General features: G+C 70.6%; 19 protein-coding genes. 7 read left to right on the top strand and 12 right to left on the bottom strand.

Going from position 1 to position 24,973, the window contains the following annotated elements; translation table 11 throughout:
• The first annotated feature begins 195 nt into the window (after positions 1–195).
• Together OG852_RS36490 and OG852_RS36485 are read left to right on the top strand one after the other, a co-directional pair.
• Positions 196–2,958, top strand: a complete 2,763-nt coding sequence (locus OG852_RS36490) for a tetratricopeptide repeat protein (protein WP_133910247.1) — start codon at positions 196–198, stop codon at positions 2,956–2,958.
• 25 nt (positions 2,959–2,983) lie between these two features.
• A complete protein-coding gene (locus OG852_RS36485) occupies positions 2,984–3,994 on the top strand; it encodes a COX15/CtaA family protein (RefSeq protein ID WP_133910246.1) in 1,011 nt (336 codons plus the stop codon).
• A gap of 8 nt (positions 3,995–4,002) precedes the next feature.
• Here OG852_RS36485 and OG852_RS36480 read toward each other — a convergent pair whose 3' ends face one another.
• From OG852_RS36480 to OG852_RS36470, 3 genes are all read right to left on the bottom strand, one after another.
• The gene (locus OG852_RS36480; RefSeq protein WP_133910245.1) at positions 4,003–5,109 is read right to left on the bottom strand and encodes an amidohydrolase family protein; all 1,107 of its coding nucleotides are present in this window, start codon (positions 5,107–5,109) and stop codon (positions 4,003–4,005) included.
• 73 nt (positions 5,110–5,182) lie between these two features.
• Positions 5,183–5,515: a hypothetical protein gene (locus OG852_RS36475; protein WP_133910244.1), complete on the bottom strand. Its 333-nt coding sequence runs from the start codon at positions 5,513–5,515 to the stop codon at positions 5,183–5,185.
• An 86-nt stretch (positions 5,516–5,601) separates the two neighbouring features.
• A complete protein-coding gene (locus OG852_RS36470) occupies positions 5,602–6,555 on the bottom strand; it encodes a heme o synthase (protein WP_166663399.1) in 954 nt (317 codons plus the stop codon).
• A gap of 402 nt (positions 6,556–6,957) precedes the next feature.
• Between OG852_RS36470 and tkt the strand changes: the two genes are divergently transcribed.
• From tkt to pgl, 5 genes are read left to right on the top strand one after another with little or no spacing between them, the layout of a single operon-like run.
• On the top strand, positions 6,958–9,045 hold the full coding sequence (gene tkt, locus OG852_RS36465; RefSeq protein ID WP_330350150.1) for a transketolase: 2,088 nt from the start codon (positions 6,958–6,960) through the stop codon (positions 9,043–9,045).
• 33 nt (positions 9,046–9,078) lie between these two features.
• Positions 9,079–10,197 (top strand): transaldolase, encoded by a 1,119-nt coding sequence (gene tal / locus OG852_RS36460; protein ID WP_133910241.1) that lies wholly within the window; start codon positions 9,079–9,081, stop codon positions 10,195–10,197.
• 4 nt (positions 10,198–10,201) lie between these two features.
• The gene (zwf, locus tag OG852_RS36455; protein WP_133910240.1) at positions 10,202–11,740 is read left to right on the top strand and encodes a glucose-6-phosphate dehydrogenase; all 1,539 of its coding nucleotides are present in this window, start codon (positions 10,202–10,204) and stop codon (positions 11,738–11,740) included.
• Complete coding sequence (gene opcA, locus OG852_RS36450) at positions 11,737–12,924, top strand: glucose-6-phosphate dehydrogenase assembly protein OpcA (protein ID WP_133910239.1); 1,188 nt, start codon at positions 11,737–11,739, stop codon at positions 12,922–12,924. The genes zwf and opcA overlap by 4 nt, the downstream gene beginning before the upstream one ends.
• Positions 12,921–13,703 carry a 6-phosphogluconolactonase gene (gene pgl, locus OG852_RS36445; protein ID WP_330350149.1) on the top strand — a complete coding sequence of 261 codons (783 nt, stop codon included), beginning with the start codon at positions 12,921–12,923 and terminating at the stop codon, positions 13,701–13,703. The genes opcA and pgl overlap by 4 nt, the downstream gene beginning before the upstream one ends.
• A 40-nt stretch (positions 13,704–13,743) precedes the next feature.
• Here the strand turns inward: pgl and OG852_RS36440 are convergent, their stop codons facing one another.
• The 9 genes from OG852_RS36440 to OG852_RS36400 all read right to left on the bottom strand — a co-directional run bounded on the left by OG852_RS36440 (position 13,744) and on the right by OG852_RS36400 (position 24,931).
• Positions 13,744–14,523, bottom strand: coding sequence for a hypothetical protein (locus tag OG852_RS36440; protein ID WP_330350148.1), 780 nt, complete (start codon positions 14,521–14,523; stop codon positions 13,744–13,746).
• A 62-nt stretch (positions 14,524–14,585) separates the two neighbouring features.
• Positions 14,586–16,238, bottom strand: coding sequence for a glucose-6-phosphate isomerase (pgi, locus tag OG852_RS36435; RefSeq protein WP_133910237.1), 1,653 nt, complete (start codon positions 16,236–16,238; stop codon positions 14,586–14,588).
• Between the two features lie 73 nt (positions 16,239–16,311).
• Positions 16,312–17,568 carry an MFS transporter gene (locus tag OG852_RS36430; protein ID WP_330350147.1) on the bottom strand — a complete coding sequence of 419 codons (1,257 nt, stop codon included), beginning with the start codon at positions 17,566–17,568 and terminating at the stop codon, positions 16,312–16,314.
• Positions 17,569–17,719: 151 nt separating this feature from the next.
• The gene (locus tag OG852_RS36425; protein ID WP_003957010.1) at positions 17,720–18,055 is read right to left on the bottom strand and encodes an RNA polymerase-binding protein RbpA; all 336 of its coding nucleotides are present in this window, start codon (positions 18,053–18,055) and stop codon (positions 17,720–17,722) included.
• A gap of 210 nt (positions 18,056–18,265) precedes the next feature.
• Positions 18,266–18,496, bottom strand: coding sequence for a preprotein translocase subunit SecG (gene secG, locus OG852_RS36420; protein ID WP_208117063.1), 231 nt, complete (start codon positions 18,494–18,496; stop codon positions 18,266–18,268).
• A gap of 113 nt (positions 18,497–18,609) precedes the next feature.
• A complete protein-coding gene (tpiA, locus tag OG852_RS36415) occupies positions 18,610–19,386 on the bottom strand; it encodes a triose-phosphate isomerase (protein WP_133910234.1) in 777 nt (258 codons plus the stop codon).
• 6 nt (positions 19,387–19,392) lie between these two features.
• Positions 19,393–20,604 (bottom strand): phosphoglycerate kinase, encoded by a 1,212-nt coding sequence (locus OG852_RS36410; RefSeq protein ID WP_330350146.1) that lies wholly within the window; start codon positions 20,602–20,604, stop codon positions 19,393–19,395.
• Between the two features lie 133 nt (positions 20,605–20,737).
• Positions 20,738–21,748 (bottom strand): type I glyceraldehyde-3-phosphate dehydrogenase, encoded by a 1,011-nt coding sequence (gap, locus tag OG852_RS36405; RefSeq protein ID WP_055634811.1) that lies wholly within the window; start codon positions 21,746–21,748, stop codon positions 20,738–20,740.
• Between the two features lie 228 nt (positions 21,749–21,976).
• Positions 21,977–24,931, bottom strand: coding sequence for a M14 family metallopeptidase (locus tag OG852_RS36400; protein ID WP_330350145.1), 2,955 nt, complete (start codon positions 24,929–24,931; stop codon positions 21,977–21,979).
• Positions 24,932–24,973: the final 42 nt, after the last annotated feature.

Genomic DNA, 24,973 nt, shown 5'->3' with positions numbered 1-24,973 from the left:
TCTCTGATCCTCTGACAGTGCGTCCACGCCGCCTCCGAGGGCGATTCCGAGGTGCGCAGACGTCGGAACAATTCTGCCGCACATATATGGAAGACGGAGTATGGCCCTTGGACAATGAGGGGTTCAACCTCGACCGGCGCGGGAATCGTGCCCCACACGGCGCGGGCAGGGGAATGTCATACCGGGGGAGCCGCCATGGGAGCGTCCAGGAGCAACGGGGACGGATCGGGCAAGAAGCTGTTGGTCGGCCTGTACACGGCCACGACGGGTTCGGTGGCGGTGCTGCCGATCGTGGCCGACCACGCGAACGGGCCCGCGCTGTGGGCCGTCGTCTCGGTGACGGGTCTCCTCGCCGCCGCCTCCGCCTTCTTCACCCGGCACTCGCTCGGGCGCGGCGCGGCGTCCTCCGCCGAGGACCCGGGCTCCACCGAGCCCGCGTACGTCCCGCCGCACAACCTGCCCTCGCTCTCCCGCTACTTCACCGGCCGGGACACCGAACTGGGGCGCGTCCGGGAGATGCTGACGGACGACGACCAGCAGGGCGCCCCGCGCCGGATCGTCGTCATCCACGGCATGGGCGGCGCCGGGAAGACCCAGCTCGCCGTGGCGCACGCCCGCACCCACGCGCAGGCCGACACCGCCACGCTGACCTGGTGGCTGCCCGCCACCAGCACCGAGCGACTGCGCGACCGGCTCCTCGAACTCGCCGCCATCCTGGGCGTGCCCGCGCACGAGAGCGAGTACGTGGTGCTGGCGCGGCTGTGGGGCTGGCTGCGCGACAACCCCGGCTGGCTGCTGGTGTACGACAACGTGCAGCCGGACGGCGACGAGACCGGGCCGCCGGCCGACGGCCCGCACGGCCTGGAGCAGTTCCTGCCCCCGGACCAGTGCCGGGGCACGATCCTGATCACCACCCGGGTCCGCCAGGGCTGGGCCGAGCTGACCGAGCACCGGCTGGAGCTGCTCGGCCTCAGCCCCACCCGGGGCCGTGCCTTCCTGCGGCTGCGCATAGACGGCACGGCCGAGGACGCCGACGACGAGTCGCTGGACGCGCTGGGCAAGCAGCTCGGCTGGCTGCCGCTGGACCTGGAGACGGCCGGCGCCTACATCGAGCGCGAGGGCATCACCGTCGAGGAGTATTTGGCCCAGCTGCCCGAGCACACCTCGACGAACGGGTTCGAGACGTTCCGGCTGTCGGTCGAGCGGATCTCGCGCGAGGCCCCGGAGGCGGAGAACCTGCTGCGGCTGTGCTCCTACCTGGCCTCCGAGGACGTACCGCACTCCGCGCTGTACGAGCACCGGGCGGTGCTGCCGGACGGGCTGCGGCGGGCCATGGAGAGCGAGCGGGTCTTCCATCCCATGGTCCGTGAGCTGGTCGAGCACTCGCTGCTCACGGTGAGCGGCGACCAGCGCAAGGGCTCGGTGACCTTCGGGGTGCATCCGCGGGTGCGCCAGTTCATCCGCAGCCGGATGGACCAGGACGACCGGGTCCAGTGGTCGCAGGTCGCGGTGCGGCTGGTGGAGGCCGCGTTCCCGGCGTGGCCGGAGCAGCCGGAGGTGCGCAGCGCCTGCGAGCGTCTGATGCCGCACGCCGACGCGGTGATCACCGAGGTGTCCTGGGCCTCGGACGACCGGATCGCGTACGGCACGGCCCACCGGGCGCTGATCGAGTTACTCCACCGCGTCGGCGTCTACCAGGAGCAGCGCTGCAACTGGACGCGCGCGCTCACCTTCTTCCAGTGGGAGGCAGAGCTGCGCCAGGACGCCGGCGCCCCGGACGGCGCGGACGCGCTCGGCCGGGTCACGGCCCAGCTCGCGGTGGCCCGCCAGCACTATCTGCTGGCCCACCTCGACGACGCGCACGACGAATGCCTGAAGGCGCTGGTGCAGTGCCGCCGCCACACCGGGGACGGCCCCGCGTTCGTCGAGCTGGAGGCGCTGTGCCACCGCCAGTACGGGGGCGTCCTGCGCGAGAAGATCCTGTTCGACGAGGCGCTGGACGCGGTCCGGGAGGCCGTGCGGATCTACGAGGTCCAGGAGGACCACGAGCCGGGCTGGGAGAGCCTGGAGTGGGCGGTCGCGGAGCAGGAGATCGGCATGATCCACCGCAACGCGGGGCGTCTCGCGCTCGCCCTGGAGTCGTACGCCCGCGCCGAGGCCCGCATCCCGCAGCGGGGCAGCCAGGTGCCGGCCCAGCATGTGCTGTTCCGGGCGATGCTGCGGCGGGACGTGGGCGTCGTCGCGCAGGACCGCGGCGATCTGGGCACCGCCGAGACCGAGCTGGAGGCCGCCCTCGCGGTGTTCCGGGAGCACCGGGGACTGGAGGACTTCGAGACGTCCCAGGTCGCCAAGTTCCTGGCCGACGTCCGTCGCCGGCAGGCCGAGGACCTGCTGGAGCAGGCCCGGGCCACCTGGCATCCGCTGCGCCGGCGCGAGCTGCGCGAGCGGGGCGGGGAGAAGCTGCGCTCGGCGGCCGAGCTGCTGGAGCCGGTGCTGGAGCTGCACTACAACCGCAGCGAGGCCGAGCCGCACAAGTACGCCGCCTGCCTGAACAAGATGGGCTCGCTGCAGGCCGCGCAGGGGCTTGTGGTGGAGGCCCTGGAGACGTTCGACACAGCGCACGGCATCTACACGCGGAAGTACGGCGGCGACCACCACTACCGCGCCAAGACCCTCTCGCGTCTCGGCCCGGTCCTGCTGACGGCCGGCGACCGGGCGGGCGCGGAGGTGGTGCTGCGCGAGGCCGAGCGCATCTTCCGGGCCCGTCTCGGCGACGACCACCCCTCGCTGGTCGCGGTGTACGAGCGGCTCGCCGAGTGCACCGACGACGAGCGGGAGGCCGCCGACTTCCTGGCCCGCGCCGAACGCATCGCCACGGCCCTGTGGCACGGCACCCCGGCGCGGCCCGACGACACCCGCGAGGACCCGGCCCTCGTCGCGGAGACCCGACCCTCGTGAAAGCGTGCACAAGCGGCGGCCTACGATGGTGGGCGTGCCAAACGTGACCCGCGCCGACGCCGTAGCCGCCGTGCGCAACCCGCTCGCCTTCATCGCCGACCGCTGGACCCCCGCACCCCGGACGGTTCAGCGGGCGGCCCTGTCCGCGCTCGTGATGTCGGTGGTCATCGTGGTCACCGGCGGTGCGGTACGCCTCACCGGCTCCGGCCTCGGCTGCCCGACCTGGCCCAAGTGCACCGCCGACTCGCTCACCGCGACGAGCGCGATGGGCTTCCACGGCGCCATCGAGTTCGGCAACCGCATGCTGACGTACGTCCTGTGCGCCGCCGTCGGCTGGGCGATCATCGCCGCGCGCGCGGAGAAGCCGCGGCGCCGGGGGCTGACCCGGCTGGGCTGGGCGCAGTTCTGGCTGGTGATGAGCAACGCGGTCCTCGGCGGGATCGTGGTGCTGGTCGGCCTCAACCCGTACACGGTCGCGGCGCACTTCCTGCTCGCCTCGGCGCTGATCGCGGTCGCCGCCGTGATGTGGCAGCGCACCCGGGAGGGGGACGGGGAGCCCCGGCCGCTGGTGGGCAAGCCGGTGCGGCAGCTCGTGTGGTTCCTGGTCGTCGCCTCGTCGCTGCTGATCGCGGTCGGCACGGTGGTGACCGGGGCGGGCCCGCACGCGGGTGACTCCAGCGAGGTCGAGCGGATGCCGCTGGACTGGGAGACGGTGGCCAAGCTGCACGCGGTGCTCGCGTGGATCGTGGTGACGCTGACCTTCGCCCTGTGGTTCATCCTCAAGGCGGTCGACGCCCCGCGGGGCCCGCTGAACCGCACCCGGGAGCTGTTCCTGGTGCTGCTCGCCCAGGGGGTCATCGGTTACGTGCAGTACTTCACGAACCTCCCCGAGGTCCTGGTCGGGCTGCACATGCTGGGGTCGGCGCTGGTGTGGATCTGGGTGCTGCTGGTGCTGCTGGCGCTGCGCGAGCGTCCGGCGACGACGGTCGGTCTGCCGGGTCCTGCGGCGGAGGCGACGGTCGGCTCGAACGCCTGACCCGTGGCTCAGCTCAGCCCGTACACCCGCCGGGCGTTCCCCGCCGCCACCATGCCGGCCACCCGCTGGGCGTCCGTGAGCGACCACGCGCCCTCGGCGACCCAGCCGCCCAGGACCCTGCCGAGCGCCTCGCGGAACAGCCGGGCGCCGACCACGTGCAGCTCGGGCAGCGCCTGCGCCCCGCTGGAGAACAGGATCTTGCCGAAGGGGGCCAGTTCCAGGATCTCCGCGAGGACCGTCGCGGCGCGGGCGCCGGTGCGCACGAGCGCGGCGCCGGAGTCGGTGTAGACATGCGGGAGGACGGCGGCGAGATGGGCGGCGTGGCGGTGGTAGGGGTAGCCGTGGAGCAGGACCAGGTCGGTGCCGAGGCCCGCGGTGGCGCGGGCGAAGTCGGTCAGCAGCGCGGGGTCGGTGCGGTCGATGCGCAGGCCCGGTTCGGCGAGCCCGGCGTGCAGTTGGAGGGGCAGTCCCGAGGCGACGGCGATCCACAGCAGGTGCCGTAGCAGCACGGGGTCGCTCAGCTCGCCGCCGACGCGGCGGGCGGCCAGCCAGCGGCCCGCGGCACCGCGCACCTCACCGGGGCCGGGCGGTTCGGGCGCGAGGGCGAGGCCGTGCCGGACCCCGGCGACGGAGGTGAAGGCGACGGCGCCGGCGGCGGCCGAGTGGACCGCCTCGGCGAGATTGGCGAGAAACGCCTCGACCGTGCCGGAGGTGTCGGCGACCTGTTCGGCCAGGAGTTCGAGGCGGACGATCTCACGGGCCTCGGCGTCCGCGGCGGAGGCCAGCTCGTCCGGGCCGGTGAGGTCGCCGGGCAGTCCGGTGTCGACGAGGTAGGTCGTGATGCCGCTGCCGCGCAGGAGTCTGCGGCCCGATTCCAGTACGCCGAGTTCACGGCGCCGGGCGAGATAACGGGCGGGTGTGCAGTGCGGTTCCAGGCCGAGCAGCGGGGGGCACCAGCGGCGTACGGCGAAACCGGTCTGGGTGTCGAACAGGGTCGTACCGGGGGCGGGCGGGCCCTCGGTACGGGCCAGCCGGGCCTCGAAGGTGCCGAGACCCAGCTCCGTTCTGAGCACGCCGTGGCAGTACTGGTCCACCAGGGACGGCGTTTCGATCATCGGGACTCCCGCGACTGGACCTCGTACCGCTGAAGGTCCTAACGGGTGAACCCGGTGTCAGGTGGTGGGTCGGTCAGCCGTTGCTCGGTCCGCCCACCTGGATTCCGGCCATGCGCGTCCATTCGTACGGCCCGGTCCGCACCTTCGCCGCGAACTCGCCGTCGAAGGACTCGTGGACGGTGATGCCGGCCTTCTCGACGGCCTTCTCGGCGATCTCCACGGAGGGCGCCACGAGGTCGCCCCAGCCGCCGTCCTCGCCGACGAGGACGATCCGGGCCCCGCGTTCCCCGATGTGGGCGACCTGGCCCTCGGCCCCGCCGTGCTGCTTCGAGAAGGCGCTGATCTGCCGGGCGAGCCGGGCGACGCGGCGCCCGTCCTTCGCGTCAACCTGCTGCGTGTCTGCCATGGTCACGATGCTACCGACGGGTAGATCGAACGGCGACGGCCGGGGCGAGTGACGCGTGCCTCAGGGACGCCCCCCTCGCGGACGCCTTACCTCAGGAAGGGGTCCACCGCGATCGCCACGAACAGCAGCGAGACATAGGTGATGGACCAGTGGAACAGGCGCATCTCCTTCAGCTTCACGCCCGTCACCTCGGCCTTCGCCCGGTTCTGCAGGGCGTGCGCCTCCCAGAGCCACCAGCCGCCCGCCGCGAGGGCCACGGCCGTGTAGAACCAGCCGGTGTAGCCGAGGGGCGTCAGCAGCAGCGAGACGGCGACCATCACCCAGCTGTAGATCACGATCTGCTTGGCGACCACCTTGTTGGAGGCGACGACCGGCAGCATCGGGACGCCCACGCGCGCGTAGTCGTCCCTGACCTTCATGGACAGCGGCCAGTAGTGCGGCGGCGTCCAGAAGAAGATGACCAGGAAGAGGATCAGCGGGGCCCAGGACAGCGAGTTCGTCACGGCCGACCAGCCGATCAGCACCGGCATGCAGCCGGCGATGCCGCCCCAGACGATGTTCTGCGCGGTGCGCCGCTTGAGGATCATCGTGTACACGACGACGTAGAAGAGGAGCGCCCCGAGCGACAGCCAGGCCGACAGCCAGTTGACCGTCAACCCGAACAGCAGGGTCGAGACCACCGCGAGGGTGACGCCGAAGGCGAGGCACTCGCGCGGCGAGACCATGCCGGTGACCAGCGGGCGCTGCGAGGTGCGGTCCATCAGGGCGTCGATGTCGCGGTCGATGTACATGTTCAGCGCGTTGGCGCCGCCCGCGGAGAGATAGCCGCCGACGCAGGTGAGCAGCACCAGGCCGAGGTCCGGCACACCCTGCTGCGCCAGGAACATCACCGGAACGGTGGTGATCAGCAGCAGCTCGATGATCCGCGGCTTGGTCAGCGCCACGAACGCCTTGACCCGGGCCCCCAGCGGCCGCCGGCTCGGGCTCTGGCTCGTCCCGACGATCCCCACTGGACGGGATTCAACGGCCGTCACGCACACCCCTGACAGAGACTCCCAGCAAGCCTCCCCATGTGAATGCGGGGTAAAGGCTCGCGCGTACCACGCCACTGTAGACGTTGCCCATACCCCGGCCTTCGCGGGGGTGGGGTCGTGTTGGCGGGGGCGCCGGTGAGGGGTGCGGGAGGGTGTTTCCGATGAGTCGTACTGGGGCTCGATTGAGCAGTCAGATGAGCGGCTCCGTATTCAAGTGCCAAGTGGGGTTCCGGCCGGCCGGCGGGCGGATCGCAGCAAGGCCCGGCAGTCTGGAATGACTCGAAAAAACGCACGTCCCCGCAGGGGTAGGCTCGACAGCGGCCGGTGGGCATCCAGTCACCCGGCAGCCGGTGGGCGCGTGCCCGCAACAGCCGGTATTCGACATGTGGAGAGGAGCCCTGACCCAGGGTGAGCACCAAGCCGACCACCACAGACCTCGAGTGGACCGCATTGGACCAGCGGGCCGTCGACACCGCCCGCGTCCTTGCCGCCGACGCCGTACAGAAGGTCGGCAACGGCCATCCCGGTACGGCGATGAGCCTGGCGCCCGCCGCCTACACCCTCTTCCAGAAGGTGATGCGGCACGACCCGGCGGACGCCGACTGGGTGGGCCGCGACCGTTTCGTGCTGTCCGCGGGCCATTCGTCCCTGACCCTCTACACCCAGCTCTACCTGGCCGGGTTCGGCCTCGAGCTGGACGATCTCAAGTCCTTCCGCACCTGGGGTTCGAAGACTCCGGGTCACCCCGAGTACGGCCACACGGTGGGCGTCGAGACCACCACCGGCCCGCTCGGCCAGGGTGTCGCGAACGCCGTCGGCATGGCGATGGCCGCCCGCTACGAGCGCGGTCTGTTCGACCCCGAGGCCCCCGAGGGCGAGTCCCCCTTCGACCACTTCGTGTACGTGATCGCGGGTGACGGCTGCCTCCAGGAGGGCATCTCCGCCGAGGCGTCCTCGCTGGCCGGCCACCAGAAGCTGGGCAACCTGGTCCTGCTGTGGGACGACAACCACATCTCCATCGAGGGCGACACCGAGACGGCCGTCTCCGAGGACACCGTCAAGCGGTACGAGGCCTACGGCTGGCATGTGCAGCGGATCGCCCCGAAGCCGGACGGCGACCTCGACCCGCACGCCCTCTACAACGCGATCGAGGAAGCGAAGAAGGTGACGGACAAGCCGTCCTTCATCGCGATGCGCTCGATCATCGCCTGGCCGGCCCCGAACGCGCAGAACACCGAGGCCGCGCACGGCTCGGCGCTCGGCGACGAAGAGGTGGCCGCGACCAAGCGCGTCCTCGGCTTCGACCCGGAGCAGACCTTCGAGGTCGCCGACGAGGTCATCGCCCACACCCGCGGCGCGCTGGAGCGCGGCGCGGAGGCGAAGGCCGAGTGGGAGAAGTCCTTCCAGCTCTGGCGGGACGACAACGCCGAGCGCGCCGCCGAGTTCGACCGGATCGCCGCGGGCGAGCTGCCGGCCGGCTGGGAGGAGAAGCTCCCGGTCTTCGAGCCCGGCAAGGGCGTCGCCACGCGCGCCGCGTCCGGCAAGGTGCTCCAGGCGCTCGGCGCGGTGATCCCGGAGCTGTGGGGCGGCTCGGCCGACCTGGCGGGCTCCAACAACACGACGATCGACAAGACCTCGTCGTTCCTCCCGGCGGACAACCCGCTCCCGGAGGCGAACCCGTACGGCCGCACGATCCACTTCGGCATCCGCGAGCACTCCATGGCCGCGGAGATGAACGGCATCGCGCTGCACGGCAACACCCGTGTCTACGGCGGCACGTTCCTCGTGTTCTCCGACTACATGCGCAACGCCGTCCGGCTCTCGGCGTTGATGCATCTGCCGGTGACGTACGTGTGGACGCACGACTCCATCGGTCTCGGCGAGGACGGCCCGACGCACCAGCCGGTCGAGCACCTGGCCTCGCTGCGCGCCATCCCGGGCCTGAACGTGGTCCGTCCGGCCGACGCCAACGAGACCGCGATCGCCTGGCGCGAGATCCTCAAGCGGTACACCAAGGTCTTCGGCAAGGGCGCCCCGCACGGTCTGGCGCTGACCCGTCAGGGCGTGCCGACGTACGAGCCCAACGAGGATGCCGCTCGTGGCGGTTACGTCCTCTTCGAGGCGTCGAACGGTGCTCCGGAGGTCATCCTCATCGCCACCGGTTCCGAGGTGCACGTGGCCGTCGAGGCGCGCGAGGCGCTGGAGGCCGACGGGGTGCCGACGCGGGTGGTGTCCATGCCGTCCGTGGAGTGGTTCGAGGAGCAGGACCAGGGGTACCGGGACAGCGTCCTGCCGCCGTCGGTGAAGGCCCGGGTCTCCGTCGAGGCGGGCATCGGTCTGACGTGGCACAAGTACGTCGGGGACGCCGGCCGCATCGTTTCCCTGGAGCACTTCGGTGCTTCGGCCGACGGCAAGGTCCTCTTCCAGGAGTACGGCTTCACTGCCGAGAACGTGGCAGCCCAGGCCCGGGAATCCATCGCTGCCGCCCAGCGCTGACGCCCATATACGACACGTAGGAGATGTAATTCCATGACAGACGCACTCAAGCGCCTCTCCGAGGAGGGCGTCGCGATCTGGCTGGACGACCTGTCGCGCAAGCGGATCACGTCCGGCAACCTGGCCGAGCTGATCGACCAGCAGCACGTCGTGGGCGTCACCACCAACCCGTCGATCTTCCAGAAGGCGATCTCGCAGGGCGACGGCTACGACCAGCAGCTCTCCGACCTCGCCTACCGCAAGGTCACGGTCGAAGAGGCCATCCGCATGATCACCACGGCGGACGTCCGGGACGCGGCCGACATCCTGCGGCCGGTCTTCGACGCCACCGGTGGTCAGGACGGCCGGGTGTCGATCGAGGTCGACCCTCGCCTCGCCCACAACACCAAGGCGACGGTCGCCGAGGCCAAGCAGCTCGCCTGGCTGGTGGACCGCCCCAACACGCTGATCAAGATCCCGGCCACCAAGGCGGGTCTGCCGGCGATCACCGAGGTCATCGGCAACGGCATCAGCGTCAACGTCACGCTGATCTTCTCGCTGGAGCGCTACCGCGAGGTGATGGACGCCTACCTGGCCGGTCTGGAGAAGGCCAAGGAGAAGGGTCTCGACCTCTCGCTGATCCACTCGGTGGCGTCCTTCTTCGTGTCCCGTGTGGACACCGAGATCGACAAGCGCCTGGACGCCCTGGGCACCGACGAGGCGAAGGCCGCGCGCGGCAAGGCCGCCGTCGCCAACGCCCGGCTCGCCTACGAGGCGTACGAGGAGGTGTTCTCGACCGAGCGCTGGAGCAAGCTGGAGAGCGCCGGCGCCAACAAGCAGCGTCCGCTGTGGGCCTCCACCGGTGTGAAGGACCCGGCGTACAAGGACACCCTGTACGTCGACGAGCTGGTCGCGCCGAACACGGTGAACACCATGCCGGAGGCCACCCTCCAGGCGACCGAGCAGCACGGCGAGATCACCGGCAACACCGTCGCCGGCACCTACGCGCAGGCCCGCGCCGACCTCGACGCCGTCGAGCGGCTCGGCATCGCCTACGACGACGTGGTGCAACTGCTGGAGGACGAGGGCGTCGAGAAGTTCGAGGCGTCCTGGAACGACCTGCTCAAGTCGACCGAGGCCGAGCTGGAGCGCCTCGCGCCTTCGGAGGGCTGAATCCTTGCCTCCCCTTTCCGGTTCCGGAGCGAACCCGCTTCGTGACCCCGCCGACCGACGGCTCCCGCGTATCGCGGGGCCGTCGGGCCTGGTCATCTTCGGGGTCACGGGCGACCTGTCCCGCAAGAAGCTCATGCCCGCCGTGTACGACCTCGCCAACCGGGGTCTGCTGCCGCCGGGTTTCTCGCTGGTCGGGTTCGCCCGCCGCGAATGGGCGCACGAGGACTTCGCCGCCGAGGTCCACGACGCCGTCAAGGAGCACTCCCGCACGCCCTTCCGTGAGGAGGTCTGGCAGCAGCTCATCCAGGGCATGCGCTTCGTGCAGGGCACCTTCGACGACGACGAGGCCTTCGAGCGGCTGCGCGCGACGATCGAGGAGCTCGACAAGGCACAGGGCACGGGCGGCAACTTCGCCTTCTACCTGTCCGTGCCGCCGCGGTCCTTCCCGGTGGTCATCCAGCAGCTGAAGAAGCACGGGCTGGCCGACCAGACGAAGGACTCCTGGCGGCGCGCGGTCATCGAGAAGCCGTTCGGGCACGACCTGGCCTCCGCGGAGGAGCTCAACAAGGTCGTCCACGAGGTCTTCGCCCCCGACCAGGTCTTCCGCATCGACCACTACCTGGGCAAGGAGACGGTCCAGAACATCCTGGCGCTGCGGTTCGCCAACACGATGTTCGAGCCGATCTGGAACCGGTCCTTCGTGGACCACGTCCAGATCACGATGGCCGAGGACATCGGCATCGGCGGCCGGGCCGGCTACTACGACGGCATCGGCGCCGCCCGTGACGTCATCCAGAACCACCTGCTGCAGCTGATGGCGCTCACCGCGATGGAGGAGCCCGCCTCCTTCGACGCGGACGCGCTGGCCGCGGAGAAGACCAAGGTGCTCGGGGCCGTACGGCTGCCCGAGGATCTCGGCCGGGACACCGTGCGCGCCCAGTACGCGGCCGGGTGGCAGGGCGGCGAGAAGGCCATCGGCTATCTCGAGGAGGACGGCATCGACCCGGCGTCGAAGACCGACACCTACGCCGCCATCAAGGTCGAGGTCGACAACCGCCGCTGGGCGGGCGTCCCCTTCTATCTGCGCACCGGCAAGCGGCTCGGCCGCCGGGTCACCGAGATCGCGGTGGTCTTCCAGCGCGCCCCGCACTCCCCCTTCGACCACACGGCGACGGAGGAGCTCGGCAAGAACGCGATCGTCATCCGCGTCCAGCCCGACGAGGGCGTGACCGTCCGCTTCGGCTCCAAGGTGCCCGGCACCTCCATGGAGATCCGGGACGTGTCCATGGACTTCGCCTACGGCGAGTCGTTCACCGAGTCCTCGCCCGAGGCGTACGAGCGCCTCATCCTCGATGTGCTGCTCGGCGACTCGAACCTCTTCCCCCGCACGGAAGAGGTGGAGCTGTCCTGGAAGATCCTCGACCCGATCGAGCGGTACTGGGACCGGAACGGCAGGCCCGCGCAGTACCCGGCCGGTACCTGGGGGCCCGTCGAGGCGGACCAGATGCTCGAACGAGACGGACGGAGCTGGCGCCGGCCATGAAGATAGACCTCACGGACACCACCGCCAGCAAGATCAACAAGGCGCTGGTGCAGGGCCGCCGGGCGATCGGCACCCCGGCCGTGGGCATGGTGCTCACACTCGTCATCGTCACCGACGAGGAGAACGCGTACGACGCGCTCAAGGCCGCCAACGACGCCTCCCGCGAGCACCCCTCGCGCACGCTCGTGGTCATCCGGCGTGTCTCCCGCACACCCCGCGACCGCACGCAGTCCCGGCTGGACGCCGAGGTACGGGTGGGCGCGGACGCGGGCACCGGCGAGACGGTCGTGCTGCGGCTGTACGGCGAGGTGTCCGACCATGCCCAGTCGGTGGTCCTGCCGCTGCTGCTGCCGGACGCCCCGGTCGTCGTGTGGTGGCCGGTGAACGCTCCGCTGGACCCGGCCGCCGACCCGCTCGGCGCGCTGGCCCAGCGCCGCGTCACCGACACCTACGCCTGCGAGCAGCCGGTGCGTGAGCTCGGCGCCCGCTCCGACACCTACACCCCCGGCGACACGGACTTGTCGTGGACCCGCATCACGCCTTGGCGTTCGATGCTGGCCGCGGCCCTGGACCAGGTCACCTGCGAGGTGCAGTCGGTCGAGGTGGAGGGCGAGGAGTTCAACCCGAGCTGCGAGCTGCTGGCGATGTGGCTCGCGGACCGGCTGGACGTCCCCGTCCGGCGCTCCCTGTCCAGCGGGCCCGGTCTGACGGCGGTACGCATGGCCACCAGCTCCGGGCCGATCACCCTGGACCGGGCCGACGGCTCGCTCGCCACGCTCTCGATCGAGGGCCAGCCCGACCGGGCGGTGGCGCTCAAGCGCCGTGACACGGCCGAGCTGATCGCGGAGGAGCTGCGCCGGCTCGACCCGGACGACACCTACGCCTCCGCCCTGCGGTTCGGGGTGGAGCGGCTGAACGCGTCGGCGGCGCCGGAGCCGGCCGGGGTCGGGAAGGCCCGGGCCGCTCTGGAGAAGGCGGAGGCGGCGCTGGTGCAGGCCGGGGCCGCAGTGGAGCAGGCCGAGGTGGAGGCCGAGCCGGCCAAAGGAGAACCGGACGCCGGCGAAGGCTCTGCGGAAGCTTCCGGGGCGCAAGGGGAGGCGTCGGAACCGCTGAAGGCGGAACCGGTGACGCCGGATCCGCTGAAGCCGCTCCCTTCCGGTCTGTCCGGGAAGGCCGCGCGGTGAACGCCCCGCAGCTGGTCGTGCACCGCGACAAGGAGCTGATGGCGCAGGCCGCCGCGGCCCGGCTGATCACGCGGATCGTGGACGCCCAGGCCTCCCGGGGCCTGGCGTCCGTGGTCCTGACCGGCGGCCGCAACGGCAATGGCCTGCTGGCCGCGCTGGCGTCCGCGCCGGCCCGGGACGCGATCGACTGGGGCCGGCTCGACCTGTGGTGGGGCGACGAGCGGTTCCTGCCCGAGGGCGACCCGGAGCGCAACGTCACCCAGGCCCGTGAGGCCCTGCTGGACTCGGTACCGCTGGATCCGAAGCGCGTGCACGCCATGCCCGCGTCCGACGGTCCCCACGGCGCCGACGTCGAGGCCGCCGCGGAGGCGTACGCCGAGGAGCTGGCCCGTGCGGCCGGCCCCGAGAACCATGGCACCGTGCCCACCTTCGACGTCCTGATGCTGGGCGTCGGCCCGGACACCCATGTGGCCTCGCTCTTCCCCGAGCTGCCGGCCGTACGGGAGACCGAGCGCACGGTGGTCGGGGTGCACGGCGCGCCGAAGCCCCCGCCGACCCGGGTCACGCTGACGCTGCCGGCCATCCGGGCGGCCCGTGAGGTGTGGCTGCTCGCGGCGGGCGAGGACAAGGCGAACGCCGCGGCGATCGCCCTGTCGGGCGCGGGCGAGATCCAGGCCCCGGCGGCGGGTGCCCTCGGCCGGGCCCGCACCCTGTGGCTCCTGGACCGGGCCGCCGCCTCCCGGTTGCCGAGATCGCTGTATCCGCCGTCGTCTCCCTGAGGTGCCCGGAGGCTCCCGGTGGTTCCCGGAACCCGTACGGTCAGGCGCCGTACGGGTTCCGGCCGTTGTGGGCCGGGGCGAGAAGAGCCGGGTGGGCCATCAGGCGGATGCCGTAGCGCTTCTTGAGACGATGGGTCTCCAGCAGGGCGATCGCCGTGACCGTCACCGGGGCGGCCAGGATGCAGGTGACACCGAGGGCGTTGTCCATGCCGTGCTCGCCGCTGCCGGCCAGATCGGACAGGGCGAGCACCCAGCTCGTCACCGTGGCCAGCAGGGGCGGCAGACAGCGGTGCACCGCGCCCGTGCCGAAGAAGTTGCCGGTCAGCCGGACCCCGCCGGCGATCACGAAGAGGGCCGTCCACAGGCCGAGGCCCGTCAGGGCGATCTTCGGGAGCGTCCCGACCATGTCGCCGACCGCGAACAGCGCGAGGCAGACGAAGGCCGAGGCGGTGAACAGCGAGAGCAGTTTGACGGTGTCGAGGAGCCGCGCCCGCAGCCGGCGCACGGTTCCGCCGCGCCGCCAGACCAGGAGCATCGCACCGGTCGCCAGCGGGGTGACGCAGAACAGCACGAGGGCGGCGATCGCGGCGTTCCTCGGCAGTTCGTCCCAGGAGAACCTGATCTCGAAGAACACATGGACCCCGAGGGCCGCGACGAATCCGACGGCGACCCTGGCCCGCTTGAGCCGCTCCACGGTCGGGTCGAGGGAGTCCGGGATCCATGCGGGGTGGAACACCGCCCGGGCCGCGCGATGAGGCAGCAGGAAGGACCCGGCCGTCAGCTCGCCGTCGGTCCAGCGCCTGCGGTGTGCGTTGCCCACGTGAGGCTCCCGAGCAGTCGTGTGCATGATCGCCCGGGAGTCTACACACGGGATGTTGTCGGCTAGTGGCCGCGCAGCTCGCGGTACTTGGCGACCAGCGCCCGGGTGGAGGCGTCCAGTCCGGGGACGTCCGCGCCTTCGGTGAGGGCGGGTTCGACGCGCTTGGCGAGGACCTTGCCGAGCTCCACGCCCCACTGGTCGAAGGAGTCGATGTTCCACACCGCGCCCTGCACGAACACCTTGTGCTCGTAGAGCGCGACGAGCTGGCCGAGGACCGAGGGGGTCAGCTCGGCGGCGAGGATCGTGGTCGTCGGGTGGTTGCCCTTGAACGTCTTGTGGGCCACCAGCTCCTCGGGCACACCCTCCGCGCGCACCTCCTCGGGCGTCTTGCCGAAGGCCAGCGCCTGCGTCTGGGCGAAGAAGTTGGCCATCAACAGGTCGTGCTGGGCCTTGAGTTCGTCGCTGAGCTCGTCGACGGGACGGGCGAAGCCGATGAAGTCCGCCGGGATGAGCTTGGTGCCCTGGTGGATCAACTGGTAGTACGCGTGCTGCCCGTTGGTGCCGGGCGTGCCCCAGACGATCGGGCCGGTCTGCCAGTCGACCTCCTTGCCGTCCCGGCCGACGTACTTGCCGTTGGACTCCATGTCGAGCTGCTGGAGGTAGGCGGCGAACTTGGACAGGTAGTGGCTGTAGGGCAGGACGGCGTGCGACTGGGCGTCGTGGAAGTTGCCGTACCAGATGCCCAGCAGACCGAGCAGGAGCGGCACATTGGACTCGGCGGGGGCGGTGCGGAAGTGCTCGTCGACGAGGTGGAAGCCGTCGAGCATCTCGCGGAAGCGGTCCGGGCCGATGGCGATCATCAGGGAGAGGCCGATGGCCGAGTCGTAGGAGTAACGGCCGCCGACCCAGTCCCAGAACTCGAACATGTTGGCCGTGTCGATACCGAAGTCCGCGACCTTCTCGGCGTTCGTCGACAGCGCCACGAAGTGCTTCGCGACCGCGCTCTCGTCGCCGCCGAGGCCCTCGAGGAGCCAGGAGCGGGCCGAGGTGGCGTTGGTGATCGTCTCGATGGTGGTGAAGGTCTTGGACGCGACGATGAACAGCGTCTCCGCCGGGTCCAGGTCACGGGTGGCCTCGTGCAGGTCGGCACCGTCGACGTTCGACACGAAGCGGACCGTGAGGCCGCGGTCGGTGAAGCTGCGCAGCACCTCGAAGGCCATCGCCGGGCCGAGGTCGGAGCCGCCGATGCCGATGTTGACGACGTTCCTGATCCGCCGGCCGGTGTGGCCGGTCCACGCTCCGGAGCGCACGCGGTCCGCGAAGTCGGCCATCTTGTCGAGGACGGCGTGGACGGCGGGGACCACGTTCTCCCCGTCGACCTCGATCACCGCGTCGGCCGGGGCGCGCAGGGCGGTGTGCAGGACCGCGCGGTCCTCGGTGGTGTTGATCTTCTCGCCGCGGAACATGGCGTCCCTGAGGCCGAAGACGTCGGCCGACTCGGCCAGCTCGCGCAGCAGCCGCAGGGTCTCGTCGGTGACGAGGTGCTTGGAGTAGTCGATGTGCAGGTCGCCGACCTGCAGGGTGTATCCGCTGCCGCGCTCGGGGTCGGCGGCGAACAGCTCGCGCAGCTCCACCTCGTCGAGTTCCTCGCGATGCTTGGCCAGAGCCGTCCACTCGGGCGTCTGGTTGAGCCTCGTACGGCCGTCTGCGTTCATGTCGGACTTCAGCCCTTCCTCACCTGTCCGTGCTGCTGTGCACGCCTTGCCCCGCCGGTCCCAACCTAGTTGATCAGCGCGTCGTGCGAGCGGACGCGGAACCGTCCTGCGGGGCAACAACAGGTACGTCCGCCCGGCCCGCGGGTATCAACGCGGCGACGGCCAGGGTGAAGAGCGCGGCCGCCAGCAGCGCGGGCGCGTTCAGCCCGAGGATGTCTGCGGCCGCTCCGCCGAGGAGGGCGCCGGTCGGCGCGCCGGACGTGGACGCCGTGCGGAACGCCGCGGCGATACGGCCGACCATCGGCTCGGGGCTGCGCTGCTGGATCAGCGTGACCTGGTGGACGTTCCACACCATGTTCATGACCCCGAGCAGCAGCATGCCGGCGAGGAGCGCGCCGAGGTGCCGGACGGTGCCCATGAGCAGCAGGGCGGCGACCTGGACGGTGCCGCCGAGCAGCAGGGCCCGGGCCCGGCCGGTGCGCAGCGCGAGGCGCTGGGCGAGCAGGCCGCCGGCCAGGCTGCCGAGGGCGAACGCCGTCATGGCGGCGGCGTATCCGGTGGTGTCCGCGTGCAGCCAGCGCGTCACGTGCAGGACCAGGGTGGCGATGAGGGCGCCCATGCCGATGTTGCACAGCAGGGTGGCGGTGCAGACGGCGCGCAGGACGCGGTCCTGCCAGAGGTGGCGCAGGCCCGCGCCGATCTCCTGGCGCAGGGTGCTGCCCGAGGGGCGCCGCTCCCGCACGGGCGGCGGTATGCGCAGGGAGGCGACCAGCGCGGCGGCCAGCAGATAGGTGCCGGCGTCGGCGGCGAACGGCAGGAAGGCGCCGACGCCGAGCAGCAGGGGCACGAAGGGGCCGGCCAGCAGGCCGCCGGCCAGTTGCTGACCGGTCATCAGACGGGCGTTGGCGCCGCCGAGGGCCGCGCGGGGCACGAGCGAGGGCAGCAGAGCCGTGGCGGCGTTGTCGAACAGGGTCTGGAGGGTCGTCAGCAGGAAGGCGAGGGCGATCAGCAGCGGGACGGAGGCGTGGCCGAGACCCACGGCGAGCGCGAAGGCGGCGACGAGCAGTCCTCGTACGGTGTCGACGGCCCACATCGCCCGCCGTTGGTCCACCCGGTCGGCGACCGCGCCGCCGAGCAGGCCGAACAGCAGCCAGGGCAGATACGCGCAGGCGGTCACGGAGGCGACGGCCAACGGCTCGTCCGTGAGCCGCACGGCGAGCAGCGGCAGGGCGGTGGTCCGCAGGGCGTCCCCGAAGCGGGAGATCACGGCGGCGCTCCACAGCCGTCCGAAACCGCCGCGCCACGCGGGCGCCCTCGACTCCCCCGGCACTACTCCCCCTCCGGTTCTGCGGTTCCGCTAAGACGGAACCCCCACGAAAACCGTAGAGGAGACCACTGACAACGGGTCCGGGGACGGCCTGGCGCAAGGGGCGGGACAGGTCCGGCCAGGTGCCTGTCGGGCACCCGGCCGGTCTCAAGTCCTAGATCTCGCCCCGCAGTTTGGCGAGCGCCTCGGCGAGGATCGCCTCGCCGTCCGCGTCGCTGCGCCGCTCCCGCACATAGGCGAGGTGCGTCTTGTAGGGCTCGGTGCGCGGCGGGTCCGGGGGGTTGTCCCGGTCCTGTCCGGCCGGGAAGCCGCAGCGCGGGCAGTCCCAGGTGTCGGGAACCTGCGCGTCGCTGGCGAAGCTGGGCTGCGTCTCGTGCCCGTTGGAGCACCAGAAGGAGATGCGCAGACGGGGCGCGGACTCGCCCCGCTCGGCCTCGCCCATCGGCCCCGCCCCGACCCGGCTTCCTCGGATCGCGTTGCCACTTGCCACGGTCGTAACTCCCTGCGTGATGGTGCCGCAAAGCGAGTCGGCGTTTCGCTTCGCTGCGAGCGCCTCAGTCTACGTAAGGCCCAACGCGCGTCCAGTGATTGGAGTTACAGCTCCCGCACCTAGACGCAAGCCCCATGATAGGCCGCGCTCAGCTGCGCGTACCGAACATGGGGCCTTACGTATGGATTGTGCGTGCCTGTGAGAGGCTGATCAGCTGTTCGTCTTCATGATGATGCCGAGGACGATGATGCACGCGAACCAGAGCAGACCGATCACCACGGTGATGCGGTCGAGGTTGCGCTCGGCGACCGAGGAGCCGCCGACGGAGGACTGCATGCCGCCACCGAACATGTCGGAGAGGCCGCCGCCCTTCCCCTTGTGCATCAGCACCAGCAGCATCAGCAGCAGGCTGAAGACGATCAGGGCGATCGAGAACCCCAAAACCACGGCTGGACCAACTTCCTCGGATTCGGATGATGACGGGGGCACGGCACCTGGGCCATGCCCCCGCAAGGGTACGACGGATCGCCGCTACCGCCTACTCACAGCTCGGGTCACTGGTCGCGGAAGCGCACGATCTTGACGAACTCGTCGGCGTCCAGCGAGGCGCCGCCGACCAGGGCGCCGTCGATGTCGGCCTGGGCCATGATCTCGGCGACGTTGCCGGACTTGACGGAGCCGCCGTACTGGATGCGGACCTTGTCGGCCAGCTCCTGGTCGTACAGCTCGGCGATCTTGCCGCGGATGGCGGCGCAGACCTCCTGGGCGTCCGAGGCGCCGCAGACCTTGCCCGTGCCGATGGCCCAGACGGGCTCGTAGGCGATCACGACGGTCTCGGCCTGGTCGGCCGTGATGTCCTTGAGGCCGCCCTCGACCTGGGCGAGGGTGTGGGAGACGTGGTTGCCCGCCTCGCGGACCTCCAGCTCCTCACCGACGCACAGGATCGGGGTGAGGCCGTGCTTGAAGGCGGCCTTGGCCTTGGCGTTGACCTGCTCGTCGCTCTCGCCGTGGTACTGGCGGCGCTCGGAGTGGCCGATCGCCACGTAGGTGCACTTCAGCTTGGCGAGCATGGGCCCGGAGATCTCGCCGGTGTAGGCGCCGGACTCATGGGCCGAGATGTCCTGTGCGCCGTACTTGATGGCGAGCTTGTCGCCCTCGACCAGGGTCTGCACGGAGCGCAGGTCGGTGAAGGGCGGCAGGACGGCGACCTCGACGGCCTCGTAGTCCTTGTCGGACAGGGCGAAGGCGAGCTTCTGGGTGTGGGCGATGGCCTCGAGGTGGTTGAGGTTCATCTTCCAGTTGCCCGCCATCAGCGGCGTACGGGTGCTCATGTGCGGTCAGTCCTCCAGTGCGGCGAGGCCGGGGAGCGTCTTGCCCTCGAGGTATTCGAGGGAGGCGCCGCCACCGGTCGAGATGTGGCCGAATGCGGTCTCGTCGAAGCCCAGGAGACGGACGGCGGCGGCGGAGTCGCCACCGCCGACGACCGTGAAGGCCGGGGAGTCGAGGAGGGCCTGGGCGACCGCCTTGGTGCCCTCGGCGAAATCGGGGTGCTCGAAGACGCCCATCGGGCCGTTCCAGAAGACGGTGGCGGCGTCGGTGATCTTCGAGGCGTACAGCTTGCGGGTCTCGGGACCGATGTCCAGACCCATCCGGTCGGCGGGGACGGCGTCCGCGGCGACGGCGGCGGGGTTCGCCGGGGCCTTGGTCTTCAGGTCCGGGAAGGCGGGGGCGACCACCACGTCGACGGGGAGGACCAGCTCGACGCCGGTCTTCTCCGCGCGCTCGACGTACTCCTGGACGGCCGGGATCTGGTCCTCCTGCAGGAGGGAGCCGCCGATCTCGTAGCCCTTGGCCTTGAGGAAGGTGTACGCCATGCCGCCACCGATGAGGATGCGGTCGGCCTTGCCGAGCAGCTCGTCGATGACGGCGAGCTTGTCGGAGACCTTGGCGCCGCCGAGGGCGACGACGTAGGGGCGCTGCACGTCCTCGGTGAGCTTCCTCAGGACGCCGACCTCGGTGGCGATGAGGAAGCCCGCGGCGTGCGGCAGCCGGGCGGGGAGGTCGTAGACGGAGGCGTGCTTGCGGTGCACGGCGCCGAAGCCGTCGCCGACGTAGACGTCCGCGAGCCGCGCCAGCCGGTCGGCGAAGGCGCCGCGCTCGACGTCGTCCTTGGAGGTCTCGCCCGCGTTGAAGCGCAGGTTCTCGATGACGGCGACCTGGCCGTCGGCGAGGCCGGCGACCGTCTCACGGGCCGAGTCACCGACCGTGTCGGTCGCGAAGGCCACCGCGGAGCCGAGGAGTTCGCCGAGCCGGGCGGCGGCGGGGGCGAGGGAGAACGCCGGGTCCGGGACGCCCTTGGGGCGGCCCAGGTGGGAGGCGACGACCACCCGGGCGCCCGCGTCCGCGAGGGCCTTGACGGTCGGCAGGACGGCGCGGATCCGGCCGTCGTCGGTGATGGTGGTGCCGTCCAGCGGCACATTGAGGTCGGCGCGGACGAAGACCCGCCGGCCGGCCACTCCTTCGGCGAGGAGTTCGTCGATCGTCTTCATGAAAGAGGCTCCCGAGGGCTGATGATGCTCCGTGATCGTAGACAGGGCGGTTCTGCACGTGACTCAGGGCCCGGGCGGCGCGTCCCTGCGCCGCCCGGGCCCTGCGTTCACACCGTGGTGCCTGATCCGACGATCAGAGCTGGCCGCCGACGAAGACCGTCAGGTCGACGAGGCGGTTGGAGTAGCCCCACTCGTTGTCGTACCAGCCGAGGATCTTCACCGTGTTGCCCTCCTGGACCATGGTCAGGGAGGAGTCGAAGGTGCAGGAGGCCGGGTCGCTGACGATGTCCGAGGAGACGATCTCGTCCTCGGTGTAGGCCAGGTAGCCCTTGAGGTCGCCGTCCTCGGAGGCCTTCTTGAACGCGGCGTTGACCTCGTCCTTGGTGACCTCGCGCTGGAGTGTCACCACGAGGTCGGTGGCCGAGCCGGTCGGGACCGGGACGCGCATGGCGATGCCGTCCAGCTTGCCCTTGAGCTGCGGCAGGACCAGGGCGGTGGCCTTCGCGGCGCCCGTCGTGGTCGGGATGATGTTCTCGGCGGCGGCGCGGGCGCGGCGCAGGTCCGAGTGCGGGAAGTCCAGGATGCGCTGGTCGTTGGTGTAGGCGTGGACCGTGGTCATCAGACCCTTGACGATGCCGAAGTTCTCGTCGAGGACCTTGGCCATCGGCGCCACACAGTTGGTGGTGCAGGAGGCGTTGGAGATGACGTGGTGGTTCGCCGGGTCGTACTTGTCCTGGTTGACGCCCATCACGATGGTGATGTCCTCGTCCTTGGCCGGAGCCGAGATGAGGACCTTCTTGGCGCCGCCGGCGAGGTGCTTCGCGGCGTCGGCCTTCTTCGTGAAGATGCCGGTCGACTCGATGACGATGTCGACGCCGAGCTCGCCCCACGGGATGTCGGCGGGGTTGCGCTCGGACAGCACCTTGATGGTGTGACCGTCGACGGTGATCGTGTCGGCGGTGTGCGACACCTCGGCCTTGAGGCGGCCCAGGATGGTGTCGTACTTGAGCAGGTGAGCGGTGGTCGCGGTGTCACCCAGGTCGTTGACAGCCACGATCTCGATGTCAGCACCCTGCTCCAGCAGCGCGCGGAAGTAGTTACGACCGATGCGGCCAAAGCCGTTGATGCCTACGCGGATCGTCACGAACCGATCTCCTCGTTGGTACGCCGGCCATGCGGTGCCGGCGAGCTGTATTTGGGATGTCCCCGACCACCCACGACCCTACCTCTCCGAGGCCCCGTCGGTGACATCGACTTCGCCCATACACGGCAGGACGGTCCGTACCCGCCAGTAGGGGTACGGACCGCCCAGGCCTGGGGCGTTTTGTGCCCTTATTTCGTCACGGTGCGTCAAACATCGTTGACCGGTGTGTCACTGATCAAGTGATGCGAGGGCCTTTCCGATGAGCGCGTTGCGGTCCGCCGCCGAGGTCACGTGCTCCAGGCCGAAGCCGAGCAGCACGGTGTCGTCGGTGGTGACCGCGCCGTAGGTCTGGAACAGCGCTCCGGTGCGCGTCCAGTCCTTCAGGACGGCGGGGCTGCCCGCGGGCGGTCCGCCGGCCTTCCAGGCGCCGAGCGAGGTCTCGAAGCCCTCGGTCTCGGTGGCCGTGCCCGCGACGACCAGCGAGGCGTTGTCGACGAGAACGCCGTGGCCGCCGCTGCCGGGGTCGGTGACGTAGCTGATCGAGACTTCGATGTTCTTGCCGGCGTAGGCGCTCAGGTCGAACGAGACCTGCTGCCAGCCGCTGGAGGCGCCGGTGAGGGCGTTCCAGGAGCCGGTGGTGCCGGTCGCGGTGCAGGTGTTGTCGCCGAGGGTCAGGTAGTGCTTGAGCCACGGGTGGTCGGCGATGTAGAAGCCGGCGCCGCACTCCGCGGGGACCGTGGTGCTGGTCGCGCCGCCCGTCTCGGGGAGCGTGGTCCAGTCGTCGGCGCCCACGGTGTGGACCTCGACGACGGCGTTGTCGTAGCCGGGCTCGGTGTCCCACAGCAGCGCGGTGGAGAGGGTGGGCTTGGTCGCCGCGGTGACAGCACTGAGGTCGATGGTGCGGGTGAGGCGCTTGTAGGCGTCGTCGGTGTGCACCGCGGCGGCCATGTACGAGCCCGCGTACGGGCCGTACGGGTTGACCGTCCCGGAGAACTGACCGGCGCCGGCGCTGGCGAACTGCGGGTAGGCGGCGGCCGGCAGCTCGTCGGAGGTGACGCCGTAGGTGCCCGCCGTGTCCAGCGGGTTGCCGGGGGCGGCGCCGAGCGCCCCGCCGGCGCCCGCGAGCGCTCCGGAGCCGGTGAAACCGGTGGCGCCGGGGGTCGACGTACGGGAGTAGGCGCCCAGGTAGTACTGGCTGAAGTCGTCCGACGGGGTGCCGTCACCGAGGTCGACGGTGCCGCCGGCCCGCTCGCCCGCCTCGATCAGCTTGCCGCCCTCGTTGAGGAAGGCGCGCAGTTCCAGCTGGGTCGGATTGCCGGGGACGCTCGCGCCCGTGTAGTGGACGACCGTGCCGAAGTGGCTCAGCACACCGAGCGCGTCGGGCGCGCCCTGACCGGCGACGTCCCAGACGACGGCCTTGCGGCCGTTGGCCTTCAGCGCGTCGACGTAGGCCTGCGCCTGCGTGGCGGCCGCGCCCTCCTCGGCGACGACCAGGGTGTCGGCCTTCGGCCGTGCGGCGATCGTGTAGGTGAAGTGGGTGCTGGAGACCTTCTTCTTGCCCTGGGTCTCACCGCTGAACCACACCTCGACCTTGTCGCCCGGCCTGCCGTCCCGCACCGTGGCCCGGTACTCGTCGAAGTAGAGGTTGTCGTCCCCGCCGTAGGTCTCGCCGCCCTTCCAGGGCTTGAGCGCCCTTTCGTGCGTACGCCCGCCGTTGACGCGGTACTTGAGCTCCTTGTCGCGGATCGCCTTGCGTACGACGACGGAGACCTCCTGGTCCGCGCCGCGCCCGTACGACGTGGTGAACGGCGCGGGGGTGAAGTCGGCGGCGCTCAGACCGACCGAGGACTTCGGCTGGTCGGGGCGGACGGCGGACTCGGCGACGGAGAGCGCGAACGGGACGTTCTTGGTGAACTCCTGCTGGATCAGCTTCTCGTCGTCGGGGAAGTTGAAGACCGACTGGCAGTCGGATGCGTTCCACTGGTCGTTCGGGTCGATGTTCGACGCGGTCTGACAGGTCGACATCTCCGGGGTGAACATCGCCGTGCCGTTGACGTTCGCCGCGTGGCCGTCCGCCTCGCCATTGGTGGTGTACAGCTCCGAGGACACCTGCGGGTGGTAGCCCGGGATCGCGGAGTTGTCGGGGGTGCCGGCGAGCGACTTGTAGAGGACGTCGTCGGGGGTGTCGGTGGCGACCTGCCAGCCGACGCCGTAGAGCAGCAGCTCGGCGGCGGAGTGGTAGTTGATGCCGTACGTGAACCCGATCCGCTTCTCGAAGGCGTCGAGCGCCTTCGTCTCGGGCTCGGAGCCGGCGCTCGCGCCGCGGTAGGTCTGGCTGGTGGGGTTGGGGGAGGAACCCTCGTCGTCGTAGCCCCACTTGTAGGGGAAGTTGCGGTTGAGGTCGACGCCGTCGCCGGTGGAGATCACGCCGTCGCCGTTGACGTCCCGCAGGTTCTTGCGCCACAGGCGGTTGTCGGCGCTCTGGAAGGTGTAGTCGTAGCCGTCGGGGTTGGCCGACGGGACGAACCACAGCTCGGTGGAGTCGACGATCTTCTTGACGCGCTGGTCGGTCTTGTAGTGGTCCAGGTAGTAGTGCAGCAGCCGGCGGGTCATCTCCGGCGTGATCCACTCACGGGCGTGCTGGTTGGACATGTACAGCACCGACGGCTTGGAGCCGTCCTTCGACTTCTTCGCGTTCTTGGTCAGCTTGAGCGCGAGGATGTCCTGGCCGTTGATCGTCTTGCCGATGGAGACGACCTTGGTCAGGCCCGGGTTCTGCTGCCCGGTGCGGAGGATCTCCTCCTTCAGGCCGCCGCTGCCGCTGTAGGGGCGGAACACACCGTCGGAGGCCGCCTGCACCCGGTCCTCGGCCTTGGCCGAAAGTGTGTGCTCGGTGAGCTCGACGCCCTGCTTCTCGAGCTTGGCCGCCTGCTTGTCGGTGAGGTAGACCTCGACGGTGGCGGTGCCCTTCTTCGGCGCCTGCTCGCCGAGCTCGTGTCCGTCCTGACCGGCCGCCAGCAGCAGGGGTACCTGCTTCTTGGTGACCTCGGCCCGGAACACCTTGACCTCGTCCGGGTCCGGCTTCGGAGCCTGCGCGGGCTGCGCCTGCGCGATGGGCGCGAGCGCCGCTCCGCCGAGCAGGAGTGCGCCGACGGCGAGGATCGATCTCGCTCTACGTCTCATGAACCCCCCTTGCGTTGGTTCGCCACAGCAGCGAACTCTGCC

This window comes from Streptomyces sp. NBC_00582 (assembly GCF_036345155.1).
Lineage (GTDB): Bacteria > Actinomycetota > Actinomycetes > Streptomycetales > Streptomycetaceae > Streptomyces.
This window is presented reverse-complemented; position numbering and strand designations above follow the sequence as displayed.

Excerpts from the sequence above, each read along its gene's own strand:
- OG852_RS36490 (WP_133910247.1), top strand. The coding sequence starts at position 196 with ATGGGAGCGTCCAGGAGCAACGGGGACGGATCGGGCAAGAAGCTGTTG.
- OG852_RS36480 (WP_133910245.1), bottom strand. The coding sequence starts at position 5,109 with ATGATCGAAACGCCGTCCCTGGTGGACCAGTACTGCCACGGCGTGCTC.
- tpiA (WP_133910234.1), bottom strand. The coding sequence starts at position 19,386 with ATGAGCACCCGTACGCCGCTGATGGCGGGCAACTGGAAGATGAACCTC.
- OG852_RS36475 (WP_133910244.1), bottom strand. The coding sequence starts at position 5,515 with ATGGCAGACACGCAGCAGGTTGACGCGAAGGACGGGCGCCGCGTCGCC.
- pgi (WP_133910237.1), bottom strand. The coding sequence starts at position 16,238 with ATGAACGCAGACGGCCGTACGAGGCTCAACCAGACGCCCGAGTGGACG.
- tal (WP_133910241.1), top strand. The coding sequence starts at position 9,079 with ATGACAGACGCACTCAAGCGCCTCTCCGAGGAGGGCGTCGCGATCTGG.
- OG852_RS36400 (WP_330350145.1), bottom strand. The coding sequence starts at position 24,931 with ATGAGACGTAGAGCGAGATCGATCCTCGCCGTCGGCGCACTCCTGCTC.
- OG852_RS36410 (WP_330350146.1), bottom strand. The coding sequence starts at position 20,604 with ATGAAGACGATCGACGAACTCCTCGCCGAAGGAGTGGCCGGCCGGCGG.
- OG852_RS36485 (WP_133910246.1), top strand. The coding sequence starts at position 2,984 with ATGGTGGGCGTGCCAAACGTGACCCGCGCCGACGCCGTAGCCGCCGTG.
- opcA (WP_133910239.1), top strand. The coding sequence starts at position 11,737 with ATGAAGATAGACCTCACGGACACCACCGCCAGCAAGATCAACAAGGCG.